Here is a 15,983-nt window from a genome sequence, read left to right on the forward strand (position 1 = left end):
CCCGCCTCAGTCTGTGGTCGCCAACGCCGGTACGGGCGCAGGTTTGGGTCTATGGAAAAGTCGCTCAAGCCACAAGTATATGACCGGCGTGGTAAACAGCGTCAGCATCTGGCTGACCAGCAAGCCGCCCACTACCGCGATCCCCAGCGGTTGGCGCAGTTCGGCGCCGGTGCCGTAGCCGAGCATCAGCGGCAAGGCACCGAGCAGCGCGGCGAGAGTGGTCATGATGATTGGCCGGAACCGAGTGATGCACGCTTCGAAAATCGCATCATCTGGTGACATCCCGCGTTGACGTTGGGCTTCGAGGGCGAAGTCGATCATCAGGATGCCGTTCTTCTTCACAATGCCGATCAGCAAGACCAGCCCGATCAGCGCCATGATCGAAAAATCCTGGCCGCAGATCCACAACATCATCACCGCGCCCAAACCCGCTGCCGGCAAGGTCGAAATGATCGTCAGCGGATGCACGAAGCTCTCATAAAGCACACCGAGAATGATGTACACCGCCACCAGCGCCGCGAGAATCAGCCACGGCTGACTGGCCAGCGAACTCTGGAACGCCTGCGCCGCACCCTGGAAGTCGCCGCTGATCGCGGTCGGCATGCCGATTTCGGCCTTGGCCTGATTGAGTAAAATCACCGCATCGCCCAGCGCCACGCCGGGCGCCAGGTTGAACGACATGTTGGCGGCCGGAAACATGCCGTCATGGGCAATCGACAGTGGGCCAATGGTCGGTGCATCGAATCTGGCCAGCGCCGACAGCGGCACCATTTCCCCGCTCAGCGGCGAGCGCAGGTAGAAATAGTTGAGGCTTTCGGCCTTGCCGCGCTGCCGGGTGTCCAGCTCCAGAATCACGTTGTACTGGTTGACCTGAGTCTGGAATTCATTGATCTGGCGTTGGCCGAACGCATCGTAGAGCGCCTCGTCGACATCACTGGCAGTCAGGCCGAAACGCGCCGCCGCGCTGCGGTCGATGCTGATGTGAGTGATGCTGCCGCCCAGTTGCAGGTCGTTGGAAATGTCGCGAAACGCCGGGTTGCTGCGCAGTTTTTCGGTCAGGCGCTGGGTCCAGGTGGCGAGGGTCGCGCCGTCGTTGCTCTTGAGTACGTATTGGTACTGCGCGCGACTTGGGCCGGAGCTGAGGTTGATGTCCTGGCCGGCACGCAGGTAGAGCACGATGCCGGGGACTTTCATCAGTTGCGGACGAATCCGGTCGATGAACTGGCTGGCGCTGACGTCACGGTCGCCGCGTTTCTTCAGGGCGATCCAGAAGCGTCCGTTGGCGATGGTCTGGTTACTGCCGGAAACACCCACCGAGTGGGAAAACGCCTGCACCGCCGGGTCGGCGGCGACGATTTCGGCCATGGCCAAGTGTTTTTTCACCATGTCGCCGTAGGAAATGTCCGCAGCGGCTTCAGTCGTACCGAGCACGAAGCCAGTGTCCTGCACCGGGAAGAAACCCTTGGGGATAAAGATGTAGCCGGCGACGGCCAATGCGAGGGACAAGCCGAACACGCCGATCATCAATTTCTGGTGGGCGAGGGCGCGGCGCAGGCCTTTCTCGTACCAGCCAAGCAAGCGTTCACTAAAGCCCGGTTTCGCGTGGGCGTGATGTACCGGTTTGCGCATGAACAGCGCCGCAAGGGTCGGCGCCAACGTCAGCGAAACCACCACGGAAATCATGATGGTCGAGGTCGCGGTCAGGGCAAACTCCTTGAACAGTCGCCCGACCACGCCACCCATGAACAACAGCGGAATAAACGCCGCCACCAGCGAGAAACTGATCGAGACCACGGTGAAGCCGATCTCGCCTGCGCCTTTGATTGCCGCCTCGCGCATATCGTCGCCGGCCTCCAGGTGTCGGTGAATGTTTTCCACCACCACGATCGCATCGTCGACCACAAATCCCACGGCCACCACGATGGCGACCAGGGTCAGGTTGTTCAGGCTGAAACCGAGGATGTACATCAGCGCAAAGCTGGCGATCAGCGACACACCGAGCACTGCCGAGACAATCAACGTCGCCGACAACTGACGCAAAAACAGCGCCATCACCGCCACCACCAGCAGGATCGCGATCAACAAAGTGATCTCGACCTCGTGCAGCGAGGCGCGGATGGTCTGAGTGCGGTCGATCAGAACGTCGACCTGCACAGAGGCCGGCAGCATCGCTTCGAGGCCGGGCAGGGCGGCTTGAATCCGGTCCACGGTCTCGACGATGTTGGCGCCCGGCTGGCGCGAGATCACCAGGTTTACCCCCGGTCGATCACCCGCCCACGCTTGCACATAATCATCTTCCGAACCGTTAACAACGTTGGCGACATCTCTTAGGTGAACCGGGGCGCCATCCTTGTAGGAAACGATGAGTTGGCTGTATTCCTCGGGATGGAATAACTGGTCGTTGGTCGACAGCGTGGAAATACTCGACTCACCGTACAGCGCACCTTTGGCCAGGTTGAGGCTGGTTTGCTGAATCGCCAGACGAATGTCGGCGAGGGTCAGACCGATGGCCGCGAGTTTATCCGCCGAAGCCTGAACGCGAATCGCCGGACGTTGCTGACCTGTAATGTTGATTTGGCCTACACCGTCGATCTGACTGATCTGACGCGCCAGCAGGGTTTCCACCAGATCGCTGAGTTCGGTGCCAGGCATCTGCGTCGAGCTGACACTCAGGATCAGCACAGGGCTGTCGGCCGGGTTGACCTTCCTCCAGGTCGGCAGCGTCGGCATGTCCTTGGGCAGCTTGCCGGCGGCGGTGTTGATCGCCGCCTGAACTTCCTGCGCGGCCGTGTCGATGCTTTTGTCGAGGCTGAACTGCAGGGTCAGCAGGGTTGAGCCCAAGGCACTGCTGGAAGTCATCTGGGTCATGCCGGGAATGGCGCTGAATTGCACCTCCAGCGGCGTGGCCACGGACGAGGCCATGGTGTCGGGGTTGGCGCCGGGCAATTTCGCGGACACCTGAATCGTAGGAAATTCCGCTTCCGGCAGTGGGGCAATTGGCAAGCGCGGGAAGGCAATGATGCCGACCAGCACCAGTGCGAGGGTCAGCAAAATGGTCGCCACCGGGTGATCAATGCACCACGTCGAAACCCCTTTGTGCGCCTTCATGGTTTCGGCTCCGCCTGCACCACTTGTGGCGGCTCGGTCATGACTTGCACCGTCGAACCGGGTTTGAGCCGTGACTGGCCATCGGTCACCAGCACGTCACCGGCCTTCACGCCTTTGATGATGTCCTGACCGCTGCCCTGATAAACCATCTGCACTTGCACGGCTTCAACCTTGTCGCCGTTCACTCGGTAAACGAAGTGTTGGTCGAGACCGCGTTGTACGACGGTGGGGGGTACGACCAGCGCACCTTTGTCGAGGGCCGTCTGAATTTTTACCGTCACCAGCAGGCCCGGCCAGAGCTTCTGGCTGGCATTGGCGAATTCGGCTTTGGCGCGGATGGTGCCGGTGTTGGCGTTGATCTGGTTGTCGATCAGGGTCAGGTGACCTTCGCCTAGCAGGTTGCCGGTTTCGCCGTCGGTGTCGGCGCCGATGTAAGCCTTGACCTGTGCGTGTTGCGGGTCGTTGATCAGGCCTTGCAGGGTCGGCAGCATTTGTTGTGGCAGGGAGAACTCCACGGCAATCGGGTCGATCTGGGTGACTGTGAACAGGCCCTGGGTGTCGGTCATGCGCAGGAAGTTGCCCTCATCGACTGTGCGAATACCGACGCGGCCAGTGACCGGGGAGCGAATCTGCGTGTAGGAAAGTTGTACCTGCGCTGCATCAATCGAGGCCTGGTTGCCTTGGGCACTGGCCTTCAGTTGGTTGACCAAGGCCTGTTGCTGGTCGTAGGTCTGCTTGGAAACCCCGTCATCGACGCTGAGCAGTTTGTAGCGTTTGAGGTTGACCTGGGCGACTTGCAGTTGGGCCTGACTCTCGCCGAGTTGGGCGCGGGCCTGGTCGAGGCTGGCGCGGATCGAGCGGTCGTCGATGGTGGCGAGCAAGTCGCCTGCTTTGACCAGTTGACCTTCTTTGACGAGGATTTTGGTGAGGGTACCGTCGATTTGGGGGCGTATGACCACGCTGTGCAGGGACAGCACCGAGCCGATGCCGCTGGTGTAGCGGGGGACGTCTTTTTCGCTGACGGCGATCACTCGCACCGGGATGGCGGTAGGGGTGGCGAGTTTGGTAGGGGCAGGTCGGGTTGCAAACCACAGGCCTGCGGCAGCCAGGGCGATCAATAGGGTGGCTAGCAGGGCTTTGTGCTTTTGGATTCGCATGCTTTTTGGGCGCCGAGGTTTGAAGTTTGGGCAGATTGGGTAGGTTATAAACCAGTGTGGGGGTCAGGAGGGTGACGGCTAGCTGTCCTGGCTGTCAGTTTCGGACTTACGTGGACAGCCATCCCTGAGCGAAGCCTGCCGATGCGCGTTTCTGATCAGGATCAAGGGCGGCAGCCGGGCTTGCGCTGATCCTGTTGAGCGGTGGGGGGGGGGAGGGGGATTGATCATTTTTAAATCTGAACTCCCGTTCACCGTTCTAAAGATCCGCTCCCGCCAGCGGATACACGTTGTATACCCCAGCCACTATCGTTGCGGGTCTCTTCGGGAGTGTCTTGCAATGAAGCTCAAAACTGTCATCTCCAGTGTGCTTGTTTTACTTCCGCTAACGGTCTGCGCCGCGCCTCAGATCCTCTCGGGCGAGATCCGCTTCACCGGGCAAATCGTCGATTCCGGATGTGAAGTCGGGCGAGTGGGTGCGCTGGTGACCAGCGAGTCCCGGCAGATCGAACTCAAGCCAGGGGTGAACGTTGATGTAGACACTTACCGCAACGCTTGCAGCCGCGGGGCGTTGCCGTTTTCCATAACCTATGAGCCGCTGAAAACCTCCACCGACAATGGCATCGTGACCATCAATTACCTGTAAGCCGTTCGGCGTGCGGTGCAAATCTTCAGGTGCCGAGCCACGGCGCGCAGGTATACTGCGCCCCTTCGCGGCCCACTTACCGGGCGCGACTTTTTGTTTTGCGGAGCTTTCATGACTTCCCCGATCCAACCGCCGGTTGACGACGCTGTGAGCGATGTCCCGGCCGATATGGCCGACGCCAGCGATTCCAAAGCCGAGATCCCGGCATTCAAGTTCCCGTTCAAGCCGGGCGAACTGGCAGGTGCCAAAGGCTCTAACCAGCCGTGGTACAAGAACGGCGCCAAGAACGGCCATACCAAGAGCCCAGGCATGGCGCCGCCGGGCACCCGTCGTTCGATGGGCAAGCGCTGACTTTTCTGCTCGGGAATTTGCGTTGGGTGGCGTGAGGGAACCGGGCGCGACGACAGGTCTGGGGTTGGGTCGCCTTCACTGGCCCCATCGCTGCCAAGCCATCTCGGTTGTTCACTTCATTGATGTACGACACAAGACCCTGTGGGAGCTGGCTTGCCAGCGATGGGGCCCGAGCAGCCACTCGAGCATCTGTATCAAGCCGCCCGCAACGAAATAAACGCATAGGTCAGCGCCGGCTCCGTCACCACCAGCGCCCCCGCCGCCCGCACTTGCGCGGCCACATCATCCCCGGACAAATGAAACAGCCATTCACTGGCCACTTCACCCTGTGGTTGCGCGTTGACCTGGTCAATTACCTTCGCAAAAGCGTCCATATTCGGCAAATACGCGGTAAACCCGTCGCCCTTGAGCGCCGTGGTCCGGATACCCAGCGCAGCGCAGATGGCATCCTTTGTCCGAATGTCATCACGATCAGCCTGACGCGAACGCTGGATCAGCTCGATCAGTTCCTGGTCGACCAGCTCGCCACCGACGATCAACACCGGCCCCTGTTCCCACGATTCGGGCGGGCAATCCTTGGCGGCAGGATTGAGCGGAATGTGCGGATTGATCTCCGCTGGATAAATCCGACACACCAACGGTCGACGCTCGTAGATGCGGCACAGCTTGTCATCGTCAAGATTCCGACAAGGTCCGACATTGTACGCGGCGAAAGTGATGGCCACGTGCACCGCCGATTCACCGCTGCGCACCGCTACCGAACGCCGTTCGGCATGTTCACGCTGCTGCGCCGGCAAGCCCAGACCGTTGCCGAGAAAAGCCTCTACCAGCACGATCACCTGACCACCGTCGGCCGCCCACATGCGGGCTTCGGCGAGGGTCAGGGGGACATGGTGGTCGGTGCAGCACTTGCCGCAGCCTACGCAGGAAAACGTCGTATTCATTGAACGATCAATCTTCAATCAGGGTGTGAATCAGCGACGTAAAGCCGCCATGGGATCACCGATCGAAGCAAGTTATGCGCCATTCATTGGGTTTTGGCAGTCGGGCGGATCGAGTCCCATTCGGTGACGAATGCGGTTTTCGATTTTTTGTTGTACAGGCACAGCTCGGTGCCTTGTTGGCCTTTCATGTGTTTCTGCGGGTACTGGCCTTGCAGCAGCACGGCGGTGTAGCCGACGCGGTCGTCGAATTGCGCGGCATTGCCGACCGGTTTGGCGTTCTTCAAACCGCTGGCTTTGGTGCAACTGGCGAGCACGGTTTTGTCGTAGGCGGCCCAGGCGTCAGGGCTGGACGCGTGGGCGTTGGAGGCGAGGGCGGTGAGGCAGAGCAAGCTTGCGGTGAAGGTTTTCATGGTTGGGGCATCCTTGGATTGAGTGGCCAAGGGTTGGAGTATGCCTAAAGACTATTGTTACTTGGGCCAACGTTAAAAAATCGCAGCCTTCGGCAGCTCCTACATGGAAATGCGATATCTGTAGGAGCTGCCGAAGGCTGCGATCTTTTGATTTTCTTCAGGTCGGTACGATTTCCCGGCGGACTACGTACATTCCGGCACTTTCATACAATCGCTGTGCCCGCAGGTTGTCTTCCAACACTTTCAAATCGACAAACCCTTCGCGCCTTTGCTGAAACACCTTGAATGCATTCAACAGCAATGCCCGGCCCAATCCTCGACCCTGGGCGCGCGGATGCACGACCAGATTCTTGATGTACGCACTCGTCCAGCACTGCGCCACACCAACGACACCCTCGGCATCAATGGCAATGAAACACAGAGCCGGGTCATATTCCGGATCGCGTTCAAACCGTTGCTGCCAAACCTCTAGCGCCGGTACCCGGCCGCCACCTTCGCGGTGACCGAGTTGCATCAAGTCATGCACGGCGCCAGCCAGTTCCGGGCGATAGGTGCTGATTTCAATGCCCTGCGGCCACAAGACATCCGGAACGTCTGCACTCAGATCGCGCCGCAGCAAAAAGCAGTAAATCTCGCCCAAGAGTCAATAACCGTTGGCCGCGACGTGTTTGGCCGCTTCGATCAGACGTTGGGTCAGCTCCGGCGAGGAGAACTTCGTCAGCACCGCGTTGGCCCCGGCCAGCCGTGCCTTTTCGCTGTTCATCGCGCTGTCGAGCGAGGTGTGCAGCAGCACGTAGAGATGGGCGAAATCCGGGGTCTCGCGCAGGGTGCGGGTGAAGGCGTAGCCGTCCATCTCGGACATTTCGATGTCGGAGACGATCAGGTTGATCTGCTGGGCGGTGCCCTGCAAATCGAGCAGGCAGTCGATGGCTTCCTTGGCGCTGCGTGCGGTGTGGCATTGCAGGCCGAGATTGCGCAGGGTGTGCACCGATTGTTGCAGCGCCACCTGACTGTCGTCGACCACCAGAATCCGCGCGTTGCCGAGGACGTCTGCGTCTTCCATGGTCAGGTCGGTCGGGGCCATTTCGATTTGCGCCGGAGCGATGCTGTGGATGACTTTTTCGATATCCAGCACCTGCACCAGCGTGCCGTCCACCGAGGTCACCCCCGTGATGTAGGCGCGCGGTCCGCCAGAACCGAATGGCGGTGGTTTAATGTCGGTAGTCAGGCAGTGGACGATTTTGCTCACCGCTTGAACATGCAGGCCCTGTTTGGAGCGGCTGACGTCAGTGACGATCAGACAGCCACCGTTGGGGTCTTCCAGCGGTCGCTCGCCGATGGCGCGGCTGAGGTCGATGACCGACAGCGCGGCACCGCGCAGGGTGGCGATGCCTTTGACGTGCGGATGCGACTCCGGCAGCTTGGTCAGCGGCGGGCAGGGAATGATTTCACTGACTTTCAGCAGGTTGATCGCCATCAGCTTGCCGCTGCGCAAGGTAAACAGCAGAAGCGAAAGTGAATCTGCGCGGGCTTTGTTGGAAGACATAAAAACCTTCTGTGGAAAAAGGTGATGGGCGAGGGTGGAAATCGCCAGAAACTATTGATGCCGGGTTATCGGCGCTAATGGGGTGGGCTTTAGGTCAGTTGTCGGGTGGTGTTGCGTTCCAAAGCCAAAGCCCCTCACCCCAGCCCTCTCCCTCCGGGAGAGGGGGCCGACCGAGGTGTCTTGCGCAATACATCGACCTGAAAGACCCAGTCGATTATGGATTCGACACTGCACGTTCGCGTGAAAGACCAAGCCGATTATGGATTCAGCACTGCACGTTCACGTTGGCGCAGCTCTTCAATATCCCCCAATCAGCCCCCTCTCCCTCCGGGAGAGGGTTAGGGTGAGGGGGCTTTTAGTTTTTCATGCCCAACCGCTTGGCCATCCGTCCCAGATTCGCCCGATCAAGTCCCAACTCCCGCGCCGCACTCGCCCAATTATCCTGATGACGCTCCAGCGCAGCACTGATCAACTGCCGCTGGTACGCCTCGGTAGCACTGCGCAAATCCCCGCTGATCAATGGCGCTGACGCCACAACCGCAGCAAGCGGCTCAGGCAAGTTATCCACAACCTCACGCGGCAAATCGAGATCCGCCGCACTCAAACTGAGAATCTTCGGCCGCACCTTGCAGTTGCCCAAGGCCTTCAACGCGCTGCGCCCGATCAAGTGTTCCAGTTCGCGCACGTTGCCTGGCCAAGTGTAGGCGAGGAGGGCTTCCTGGGCGTCACTGTTCAGTCGCAGGCTATTAAGGCCCATGCGCGAACGGTTCTGTTCGAGGAAGAAGCCGCTGAGCAGCAACACATCACGTCCACGATCACGCAAGGCCGGCACCCGTAGCGGGTAGACGCTCAGGCGGTGGTAAAAGTCGGCACGGTAGCGACCGCTGCGCACTTCTTCGGCCAGATCGCGGTTGGTCGCAGCGATCAGGCGCACGTCGACCTGATGCTCCTTGTCCGAGCCTAAACGTTGTAACTGGCCGCTCTGCAGCACGCGCAACAGTTTGGCCTGAACGGTCAGCGACAATTCGCCCACCTCATCGAGAAACAGCGTGCCGCCATTGGCCAGTTCAAATTTGCCGCGGCGGTCGCTGGTAGCGCCGGTGAAGGCGCCGCGCACGTGGCCGAACAACTCGCTTTCCACCAACGTGTCGGGCAGTGCCGCGCAGTTGAGGCTGATGATCGGTTTGTCGGCGCGGGCTGAGGCAGCGTGGATCGCCTGAGCCACCAACTCCTTGCCAACCCCGGTTTCGCCGGTGATCAACACGGTCAGGTCGCTACCGCCGACCAGGTTGATCTCTTCCACGAGGCGCTTGTGCGTCTTGCTCTGGCCGATCATTTCGCGGTTCTGCTGACCGCTGGCCTGACGGTAAATCTCGGCGCGCTGGTGCTCGTCTTCGACCCGGATCGCCAGACGCTCGATGCGTTCGGCGGCGTTGACCGTGGCCGAGGCAAGGCTGGCGAAGGCTTGCAATACGTCCAGTTCGATCGGCTCGAAGCGTTCCGGATCAAGCGCGTCGAGGGTGATCAGGCCCCAGAGTTTTTCATCGACAAACAGCGGACAGCCGAGGCAGTCGTGGACTTCCAGGTGATCGTCGAGGCCGTCGATCAAACCGTCGTAAGGATCGGGCAAGTCGCTGTCGGCGGCAAACCGGGTCGGCCCGGACCCTGCCAGCAACACTTCAAAGCGCGGGTGCTCACTGACCTTGAAGCGGCGGCCGAGGGTGTCCGTACTCAAGCCATCCACTGCCAGTGGCACCAGCGATTCGCCGTCGAGGCGCAACAACGCGGCGGCATCGCAGGGCAGCAGGGCGCGCATGGCTTCGAGCAGTCGACGATAACGCTCACCCTCCGGCAATTCGCGGGAGAGGTCGGAGACCAGCGGCAGTAAAGCGGTCAGCAAGGATTTGGCGATCATGGTCGTGTAGTCAAAGAGACAAGATGTAGTCGGAGTGACTATAAATAGCGTTGGGTCGAATTGACTACATATTTTTTAAAATGCTGATTTATATGAATAAATAAGTTGGCATGGAAACTGATAACTCTAGGGTAACTTTTCCAGAAAGCCCAGGAGTCCCCCTTATGCTTAGCGTCCAGGATCGTGCCATCGTCAAATCCACCGTGCCTTTGCTGGAAAGCGGCGGTGAGGCGCTGATCACGCACTTCTACCGCATGATGCTCTCCGAATACCCGCAAGTGCGCCCATTGTTCAACCAGGCGCATCAAGCCAGCGGCGACCAGCCGCGTGCGTTGGCCAACGGTGTGTTGATGTACGCCCGGCATATTGATCAGCTCGACCAGTTGGGCGATCTGGTGGCGAAGATCATCAACAAGCACGTCGCCTTGCAGATCCTGCCGGAGCACTACCCGATTGTCGGTGCCTGCCTGTTGCGCGCCATCTCTGAAGTGCTCGGCGAAGAGATCGCCACGCCAGAAGTGATGAGTGCCTGGGGCGCGGCGTACGGTCAACTCGCCGACATCCTGATCGGCGCCGAAACCGCCATCTATGACCAGAAAGAGCAAGCCGTTGGTGGCTGGCGCGGGGCGCGCGAATTCATCGTTGCGGCCAAGGTCGAAGAGAGCGCGGAAATCACTTCCTTCTACTTTGAGCCTGCGGACAAAGGCCCGATTCTGGCGGCCGAGCCGGGTCAGTACATCGGCATGAAGCTGGTGCTCGATGGCGAAGAAATCCGCCGCAATTATTCGCTGTCGGCGCTGGCGAATAAAGGTCAGTACCGTATCAGCGTCAAACGCGAACCGGGGGGGCGCGCGTCCAATCACTTGCACGATCAGTTGCATGTCGGCGCGAGCCTTCAGCTGTTCCCACCATCGGGTGAGTTCACCCTGGCTGCCAGCGACAAACCACTGGTGCTGATCAGCGGCGGCGTTGGTATCACCCCGACGTTGGCGATGCTCGAGGCGGCGCTGGAAACCGAGCGCCCGGTGCACTTCATCCACTGCGCGCGCAATGGCAGTGTGCATGCGTTCCGCGACTGGATCGACGGCCTGGCTGCGCGTCATCCGCAACTCAAGCGTTTCTATTGCTACGCCGAAGACGACGGCGTGAGCCCTGCAGCGGACAAGGTCGGGATACTGAGCCAGGAGTTGCTCGCTCAATGGCTGCCGGAGCAGCGCGATGTCGACGCCTACTTCCTTGGGCCGAAAGGTTTCATGAGCGCGATCAAGCGGCATCTGAAAGCGCTGGGTGTGCCGGAGAAACAGAGCCGGTATGAGTTCTTCGGGCCGGCTGCTGCCTTGGAATAAATAGTCGAGACCGAGTAGTCCGTATCGCGGGCAAGTCCGCTTCCACAGGTTTTATGGCGTACGCAAAATTCATGTACGACGCTGGACGTGTGGGAGCGGGCTTGCCCGTGATGGCCGTTACACGGTTCCGTTCTGAAATATCCCTTTGAATTAATGGTTCCTTAACCGCTTTATCGTTTATTTCCCCGGTGTAGACTTGCGACAACTTTCAGTCGCCAGACGGCTGAACCATGGACATATAAGGGAAACGCGATGAGCGAGGAAACAATTCGATTGGGACGTGAGCGGCGCTTTCTGGTGCTGCTGGGCATTATCTGCCTGGCATTGATCGGCGGCGCGCTGTACATGCAGATCGTGCTCGGCGAGGCGCCGTGCCCACTTTGCATCCTGCAGCGTTATGCGTTGCTGCTGATCGCGCTGTTCGCCTTTATCGGTGCGGCCACGCGCACCCGGCGCAGCATCACCGTATTCGAAGTGCTGGTGGTGATCTGTGCGATTGCCGGGGCGGCAGTCGCCGGGCATCACGTGTACACCCAGTTCTATCCGGCGATCAGCTGTGGCATCGATGTGTTGCAGCCTATTGTTGATGATCTGCCGCTGGCGAAGATCTTCCCGCTGGGCTTCCAGGTCGACGGTTTCTGCTCGACGCCGTACCCGCCAGTCCTCGGTCTGTCGCTGGCGCAATGGGCGCTGGTAGCGTTCGTACTGGTGGTGATCCTGGTTCCGCTGCTGGCCTCGCGTAATCGAAAAGCACTGCGCTGAGTCAACTATTGCGCGTTATTGCCGATACAGAAAACGCCCCGATTTGCGGTTCAGCAGATCGGGGCGTTTTGCATTTCAGAGTGTTTGTGAAAACACCGTGACGAACGGCAAGGAAGGGTGTGGCAGGTGTGCGACATGTTGTCACACAGGCGGTGTCGCGAGCCGATCCACCTACCCGGATTGGCGCACTGTTACAAAAAAGGATTGGTCTGTTTCGGTGTTTTTGGGCTTTTGAACGCGTGTGCCAGATCAGGCAGTTTTAACAAGCGCGGGCAAATGGCCAGAAGCCTTGGGGTATCGGGCTTTGCGCCGATCCAGCCCTCGGAAAAAGCCTTCAGAGCTGTCTGAACTGAGGCGGATACACCTACAAATTTTGGCGTTTTTGTTGAGAATCTATTTCGATAACATGCGGCACTTTTGCAAAAATGGCGATGGATTGTTGCTTGAACGGATAAAAATTATTTCGGGATAAGACATGGTGTATAGGGCGCTACCTATCTACAATCGCCCGCACTGAATTCCCGGCGCTGTTCAGCCTTTATTAAGGAGGCGAGCAGGAAGTCGGGTGTCGAGCAGGCTGTGAGGCTTTCAAGACACCCAGGTGTCGGTGCCTTCCAACTTTCCGCACCAAATGGAATTGGTCTGTAACAAGGCCTTTGACCACGAATTCGAATAAGAACTTACCGCTGTCCCAGGTTTTGTCGAGCGTCTGACGCGCGACGGGCGGCCCTTATTCAATCCAAAGAAAATGCCAACCCTTGGCAGGGTGAAGTGTTGGCGATCAAAACCCAACTGCATTGCGCAAGCTGCTTTAGAGGTCGTGAGATGAGTAAAAACAGGTACCCCAGATTACTAGGCCTAGTGCCGCTGCTCGGCACGTTGTTGCTGGGAGGCTGCAACATGACCCTGCTCAATCCAACGGGCCAGGTCGGCCTGGAACAGCGCAACCTGATCATCACCGCGACCCTGCTGATGCTGTTGGTCGTTGTGCCGGTTATCGTCATGACCTTCCTGTTCGCCTGGAAGTATCGCGCCTCCAACAAAGACGCCATCTACACGCCGAAATGGTCGCACTCGACCAAGATCGAAGTGGCCGTCTGGACCATTCCGGTTCTGATCATCATCGCGCTGGGTTACATCACCTACATTTCGACCCACGAACTGGACCCGTATCGTCCAATCGAATCCGACGTCAAACCGATCACCATCGAAGTGGTTGCGCTGGACTGGAAGTGGCTGTTCATCTACCCGGAACAAGGCATTGCCACGGTCAACAAGATCGTGTTCCCGGCGCACACGCCAATCAACTTCCGGATCACCTCCGACGCCGTGATGAACTCGTTCTTCATCCCGGGCCTGGGCGGCCAGATCTACGCGATGGCGGGCATGCAGACCAAACTGCACCTGATCGCTGACCGCAACGCTGAAATGGACGGTATCTCCGCCAACTACAGCGGCGCAGGTTTCACCGGCATGAAGTTCAAAGCCATCTCGACAACTCAGGAAGATTTCGACGCCTGGGTAAGTGAAGTCAAGAAGTCACCTAAACAGCTTGATCAAGCTGAATACGCAGCCCTTGCCAAACCGAGCCAGAACAACCCAGTCGAGCTCTACTCCTCGGTCACGCCGAACCAGTTCCAGATCATCGTCGACAAGTACGAAGGTATGAAGCCGGGCAAGCCGCTGAAGCACGAGAAGAAAGAGAAAGAAGTGGCGGCCACGGAAATTGACTCGAGTTCGCATTCAGCTGCCGGGGCAGAGGAGTAAACAATGTTTGGTAAATTAAGTTGGGAAGCGGTTCCTTTCCACGAGCCGATCGTGATGGTGACCATCGCCATGATCGCGCTGGGTGGTCTGGCACTGTTCGCTGCAATCACTTACTTCAAGAAGTGGACTTACTTGTGGACCGAGTGGTTGACCTCGGTTGACCACAAGAAAATCGGCGTGATGTACATCATCGTCGCCATGGTCATGCTGCTGCGCGGTTTTGCCGACGCCATCATGATGCGTACCCAGTTGGCCATGGCCACCGAGGGTTCGCCTGGCTACCTGCCACCTGAACACTATGACCAGATCTTCACCGCTCACGGTGTGATCATGATCATCTTCATGGCGATGCCATTCTTCACCGGCCTGATGAACCTTGCAGTGCCGCTGCAGATCGGCGCGCGTGACGTTGCCTTCCCGTTCCTGAACTCCCTGAGCTTCTGGCTGCTGGTATCCGGCGTTGTGCTGATCAACCTGTCGCTGGGCGTTGGCGAATTCGCCAAGACCGGTTGGGTTGCTTATCCACCACTGTCGGGCCTGCAATACAGTCCGGGCGTGGGGATGGATTACTACATCTGGGCGCTACAGTTATCCGGGTTGGGTACAACGCTGACGGGGGTTAACTTCCTCGCCACCGTGCTGAAAATGCGTACCCCTGGCATGAAACTGATGGACATGCCGATCTTCACCTGGACCTGCACCTGGGCAAACGTTCTGATCGTGGCTTCGTTCCCGATCCTGACCGCTACCCTGGCACTGCTGACCCTTGACCGTTATATGGATTTCCACATTTTCACCAATGAACTTGGTGGCAATCCAATGATGTACGTCAACCTGTTCTGGGCGTGGGGCCACCCTGAGGTATACATCCTGATCCTGCCGGCATTCGGCATTTTCTCGGAAGTCATCTCGGCCTTCACCGGCAAGAAACTGTTCGGCCACCACTCGATGATCTACGCCTCGGGCGCGATCTCGGTACTGGGCTTCATGGTTTGGCTGCACCACTTCTTCACCATGGGTTCGGGTGCAAGCGTCAACGCCTTCTTCGGTCTGGCGACGATGCTGATTTCCATCCCGACGGGTGTGAAGCTATTCAACTGGCTGTTCACCATTTACCAGGGCCGTCTGCGCTTCACCAGCCAGGTGCTGTGGACGCTGGGCTTCATGGTGACCTTCGCCATCGGCGGCATGACTGGCGTACTGCTGGCCATCCCGGGTGCTGACTTCGTTCTGCACAACAGCCTGTTCGTGATCGCTCACTTCCACAACGTGATCATCGGCGGCGCGGTATTCGGTTACATCGCAGGTTTTGCGTTCTACTTCCCGAAAGCGTTCGGCTTCAAGCTGCACGAAGGCTGGGGTAAAGCAGCGTTCTGGTTCTGGATCTCGGGCTTCTTCGTCGCGTTCATGCCGCTCTATGCACTGGGCTTCATGGGCATGACCCGTCGTCTGAACGCCACCACCAACCCTGAGTGGGTACCGTACCTGTACGTTGCCATGTTCGGTGCGGTGATGATCGCTGTCGGTATCGCCTGCCAACTGATCCAGCTGTACGTCAGTGTGCGTGACCGCAACAAGCCAGAGAACGTTTGCGATCACGGTGACCCGTGGAATGCACACACCCTGGAATGGTCGACCTCGTCGCCACCGCCGTTCTACAACTTCGCCGTGCTGCCTAAGGCTGACTGCATCGACCCGTTCACCGAAGCCAAGGAAAACGGTACCGCGTACCAGCGTCCGGCCAAGTACGAGCCGATCCACATGCCGAACAACACCGCCACTGGCGTTGTGATGGGCGCGCTGTTGACCGTCTTCGGTTTTGCCATGATCTGGCACATCTGGTGGCTGGCAATCGCGAGCCTGGTAGGCACTGTTGTCTACTTCGTGATCCACGCTGCACGTGACGACCAGGGCTATATGGTTCCGGTTGAAACGATCGAGCGCATCGAAGCCGAGCAGCACAAGCGTCTGGTTGCGGCAGGGAAAATCCCGGCCGGTGCCACCCGTGTTGAAACCTCGTTGGAACAGGCTTAA

The 15,983-nt window shown here is 58.9% G+C and carries 13 protein-coding genes; 6 read left to right on the plus strand and 7 right to left on the minus strand.

The features are described 5' to 3' along the window. Positions 1-6: 6 nt before the first annotated feature. Both H8B20_RS05555 and H8B20_RS05560 read right to left on the minus strand, forming a co-directional pair. Entirely contained in the window at positions 7-3,108 is a 3,102-nt protein-coding gene (locus H8B20_RS05555; RefSeq protein ID WP_210622582.1) for a multidrug efflux RND transporter permease subunit, read from the minus strand. Then, positions 3,105-4,265: an efflux RND transporter periplasmic adaptor subunit gene (locus H8B20_RS05560; protein ID WP_210622583.1), complete on the minus strand. Its 1,161-nt coding sequence runs from the start codon at positions 4,263-4,265 to the stop codon at positions 3,105-3,107. The genes H8B20_RS05555 and H8B20_RS05560 overlap by 4 nt, the downstream gene beginning before the upstream one ends. Before the next feature lie 337 nt (positions 4,266-4,602). On the opposite strand from H8B20_RS05560, the gene H8B20_RS05565 reads away from it, so the two are divergent. Together H8B20_RS05565 and H8B20_RS05570 are read left to right on the plus strand one after the other, a co-directional pair. Continuing rightward, entirely contained in the window at positions 4,603-4,908 is a 306-nt protein-coding gene (locus H8B20_RS05565) for a type 1 fimbrial protein (protein WP_210622584.1), read from the plus strand. A gap of 111 nt (positions 4,909-5,019) precedes the next feature. Then, the gene (locus tag H8B20_RS05570) at positions 5,020-5,259 is read left to right on the plus strand and encodes a hypothetical protein (protein ID WP_047303058.1); all 240 of its coding nucleotides are present in this window, start codon (positions 5,020-5,022) and stop codon (positions 5,257-5,259) included. A 194-nt stretch (positions 5,260-5,453) separates the two neighbouring features. Here H8B20_RS05570 and H8B20_RS05575 read toward each other — a convergent pair whose 3' ends face one another. The 5 genes from H8B20_RS05575 to norR form a co-directional block, all read right to left on the minus strand. Next, positions 5,454-6,203 carry a YkgJ family cysteine cluster protein gene (locus H8B20_RS05575; RefSeq protein WP_210622585.1) on the minus strand — a complete coding sequence of 250 codons (750 nt, stop codon included), beginning with the start codon at positions 6,201-6,203 and terminating at the stop codon, positions 5,454-5,456. Positions 6,204-6,286: 83 nt separating this feature from the next. Next, positions 6,287-6,613 (minus strand): hypothetical protein, encoded by a 327-nt coding sequence (locus tag H8B20_RS05580; RefSeq protein WP_210622586.1) that lies wholly within the window; start codon positions 6,611-6,613, stop codon positions 6,287-6,289. A 157-nt stretch (positions 6,614-6,770) separates the two neighbouring features. Beyond that, positions 6,771-7,253, minus strand: coding sequence for a GNAT family N-acetyltransferase (locus H8B20_RS05585; protein ID WP_228732653.1), 483 nt, complete (start codon positions 7,251-7,253; stop codon positions 6,771-6,773). Positions 7,254-7,256: 3 nt separating this feature from the next. Then, positions 7,257-8,159: a chemotaxis protein CheV gene (locus H8B20_RS05590; RefSeq protein WP_042560964.1), complete on the minus strand. Its 903-nt coding sequence runs from the start codon at positions 8,157-8,159 to the stop codon at positions 7,257-7,259. 355 nt (positions 8,160-8,514) lie between these two features. Next, complete coding sequence (gene norR / locus H8B20_RS05595; protein WP_210622587.1) at positions 8,515-10,074, minus strand: nitric oxide reductase transcriptional regulator NorR; 1,560 nt, start codon at positions 10,072-10,074, stop codon at positions 8,515-8,517. Between the two features lie 164 nt (positions 10,075-10,238). Here norR and hmpA point away from each other — a divergent pair, with 164 nt between their 5' ends. The 4 genes from hmpA (at position 10,239) to cyoB (ending at position 15,983) form a co-directional block, all read left to right on the plus strand. Then, a complete protein-coding gene (gene hmpA / locus H8B20_RS05600) occupies positions 10,239-11,420 on the plus strand; it encodes an NO-inducible flavohemoprotein (protein WP_210622588.1) in 1,182 nt (393 codons plus the stop codon). Positions 11,421-11,672: 252 nt separating this feature from the next. Continuing rightward, positions 11,673-12,182: a disulfide bond formation protein B gene (locus tag H8B20_RS05605; protein WP_210622589.1), complete on the plus strand. Its 510-nt coding sequence runs from the start codon at positions 11,673-11,675 to the stop codon at positions 12,180-12,182. Between the two features lie 825 nt (positions 12,183-13,007). Beyond that, positions 13,008-13,949, plus strand: coding sequence for a ubiquinol oxidase subunit II (cyoA, locus tag H8B20_RS05610; RefSeq protein WP_042560960.1), 942 nt, complete (start codon positions 13,008-13,010; stop codon positions 13,947-13,949). A gap of 3 nt (positions 13,950-13,952) precedes the next feature. Next, positions 13,953-15,983 carry a cytochrome o ubiquinol oxidase subunit I gene (gene cyoB, locus H8B20_RS05615; protein ID WP_042560959.1) on the plus strand — a complete coding sequence of 677 codons (2,031 nt, stop codon included), beginning with the start codon at positions 13,953-13,955 and terminating at the stop codon, positions 15,981-15,983.

Source organism: Pseudomonas sp. P42 (genome assembly GCF_017973755.1).
GTDB classification, from domain to species: domain Bacteria; phylum Pseudomonadota; class Gammaproteobacteria; order Pseudomonadales; family Pseudomonadaceae; genus Aquipseudomonas; species Aquipseudomonas iridis.

Bases quoted from the DNA above. Each gene is read 5' to 3' on its own strand.
- H8B20_RS05605 (WP_210622589.1), top strand. From the start codon at position 11,673: ATGAGCGAGGAAACAATTCGATTGGGACGTGAGCGGCGCTTTCTGGTG.
- H8B20_RS05560 (WP_210622583.1), bottom strand. From the start codon at position 4,265: ATGCGAATCCAAAAGCACAAAGCCCTGCTAGCCACCCTATTGATCGCC.
- H8B20_RS05590 (WP_042560964.1), bottom strand. From the start codon at position 8,159: ATGTCTTCCAACAAAGCCCGCGCAGATTCACTTTCGCTTCTGCTGTTT.
- H8B20_RS05575 (WP_210622585.1), bottom strand. From the start codon at position 6,203: ATGAATACGACGTTTTCCTGCGTAGGCTGCGGCAAGTGCTGCACCGAC.
- H8B20_RS05580 (WP_210622586.1), bottom strand. From the start codon at position 6,613: ATGAAAACCTTCACCGCAAGCTTGCTCTGCCTCACCGCCCTCGCCTCC.
- cyoA (WP_042560960.1), top strand. From the start codon at position 13,008: ATGAGTAAAAACAGGTACCCCAGATTACTAGGCCTAGTGCCGCTGCTC.
- cyoB (WP_042560959.1), top strand. From the start codon at position 13,953: ATGTTTGGTAAATTAAGTTGGGAAGCGGTTCCTTTCCACGAGCCGATC.
- hmpA (WP_210622588.1), top strand. From the start codon at position 10,239: ATGCTTAGCGTCCAGGATCGTGCCATCGTCAAATCCACCGTGCCTTTG.
- H8B20_RS05555 (WP_210622582.1), bottom strand. From the start codon at position 3,108: ATGAAGGCGCACAAAGGGGTTTCGACGTGGTGCATTGATCACCCGGTG.
- H8B20_RS05565 (WP_210622584.1), top strand. From the start codon at position 4,603: ATGAAGCTCAAAACTGTCATCTCCAGTGTGCTTGTTTTACTTCCGCTA.
- H8B20_RS05570 (WP_047303058.1), top strand. From the start codon at position 5,020: ATGACTTCCCCGATCCAACCGCCGGTTGACGACGCTGTGAGCGATGTC.
- norR (WP_210622587.1), bottom strand. From the start codon at position 10,074: ATGATCGCCAAATCCTTGCTGACCGCTTTACTGCCGCTGGTCTCCGAC.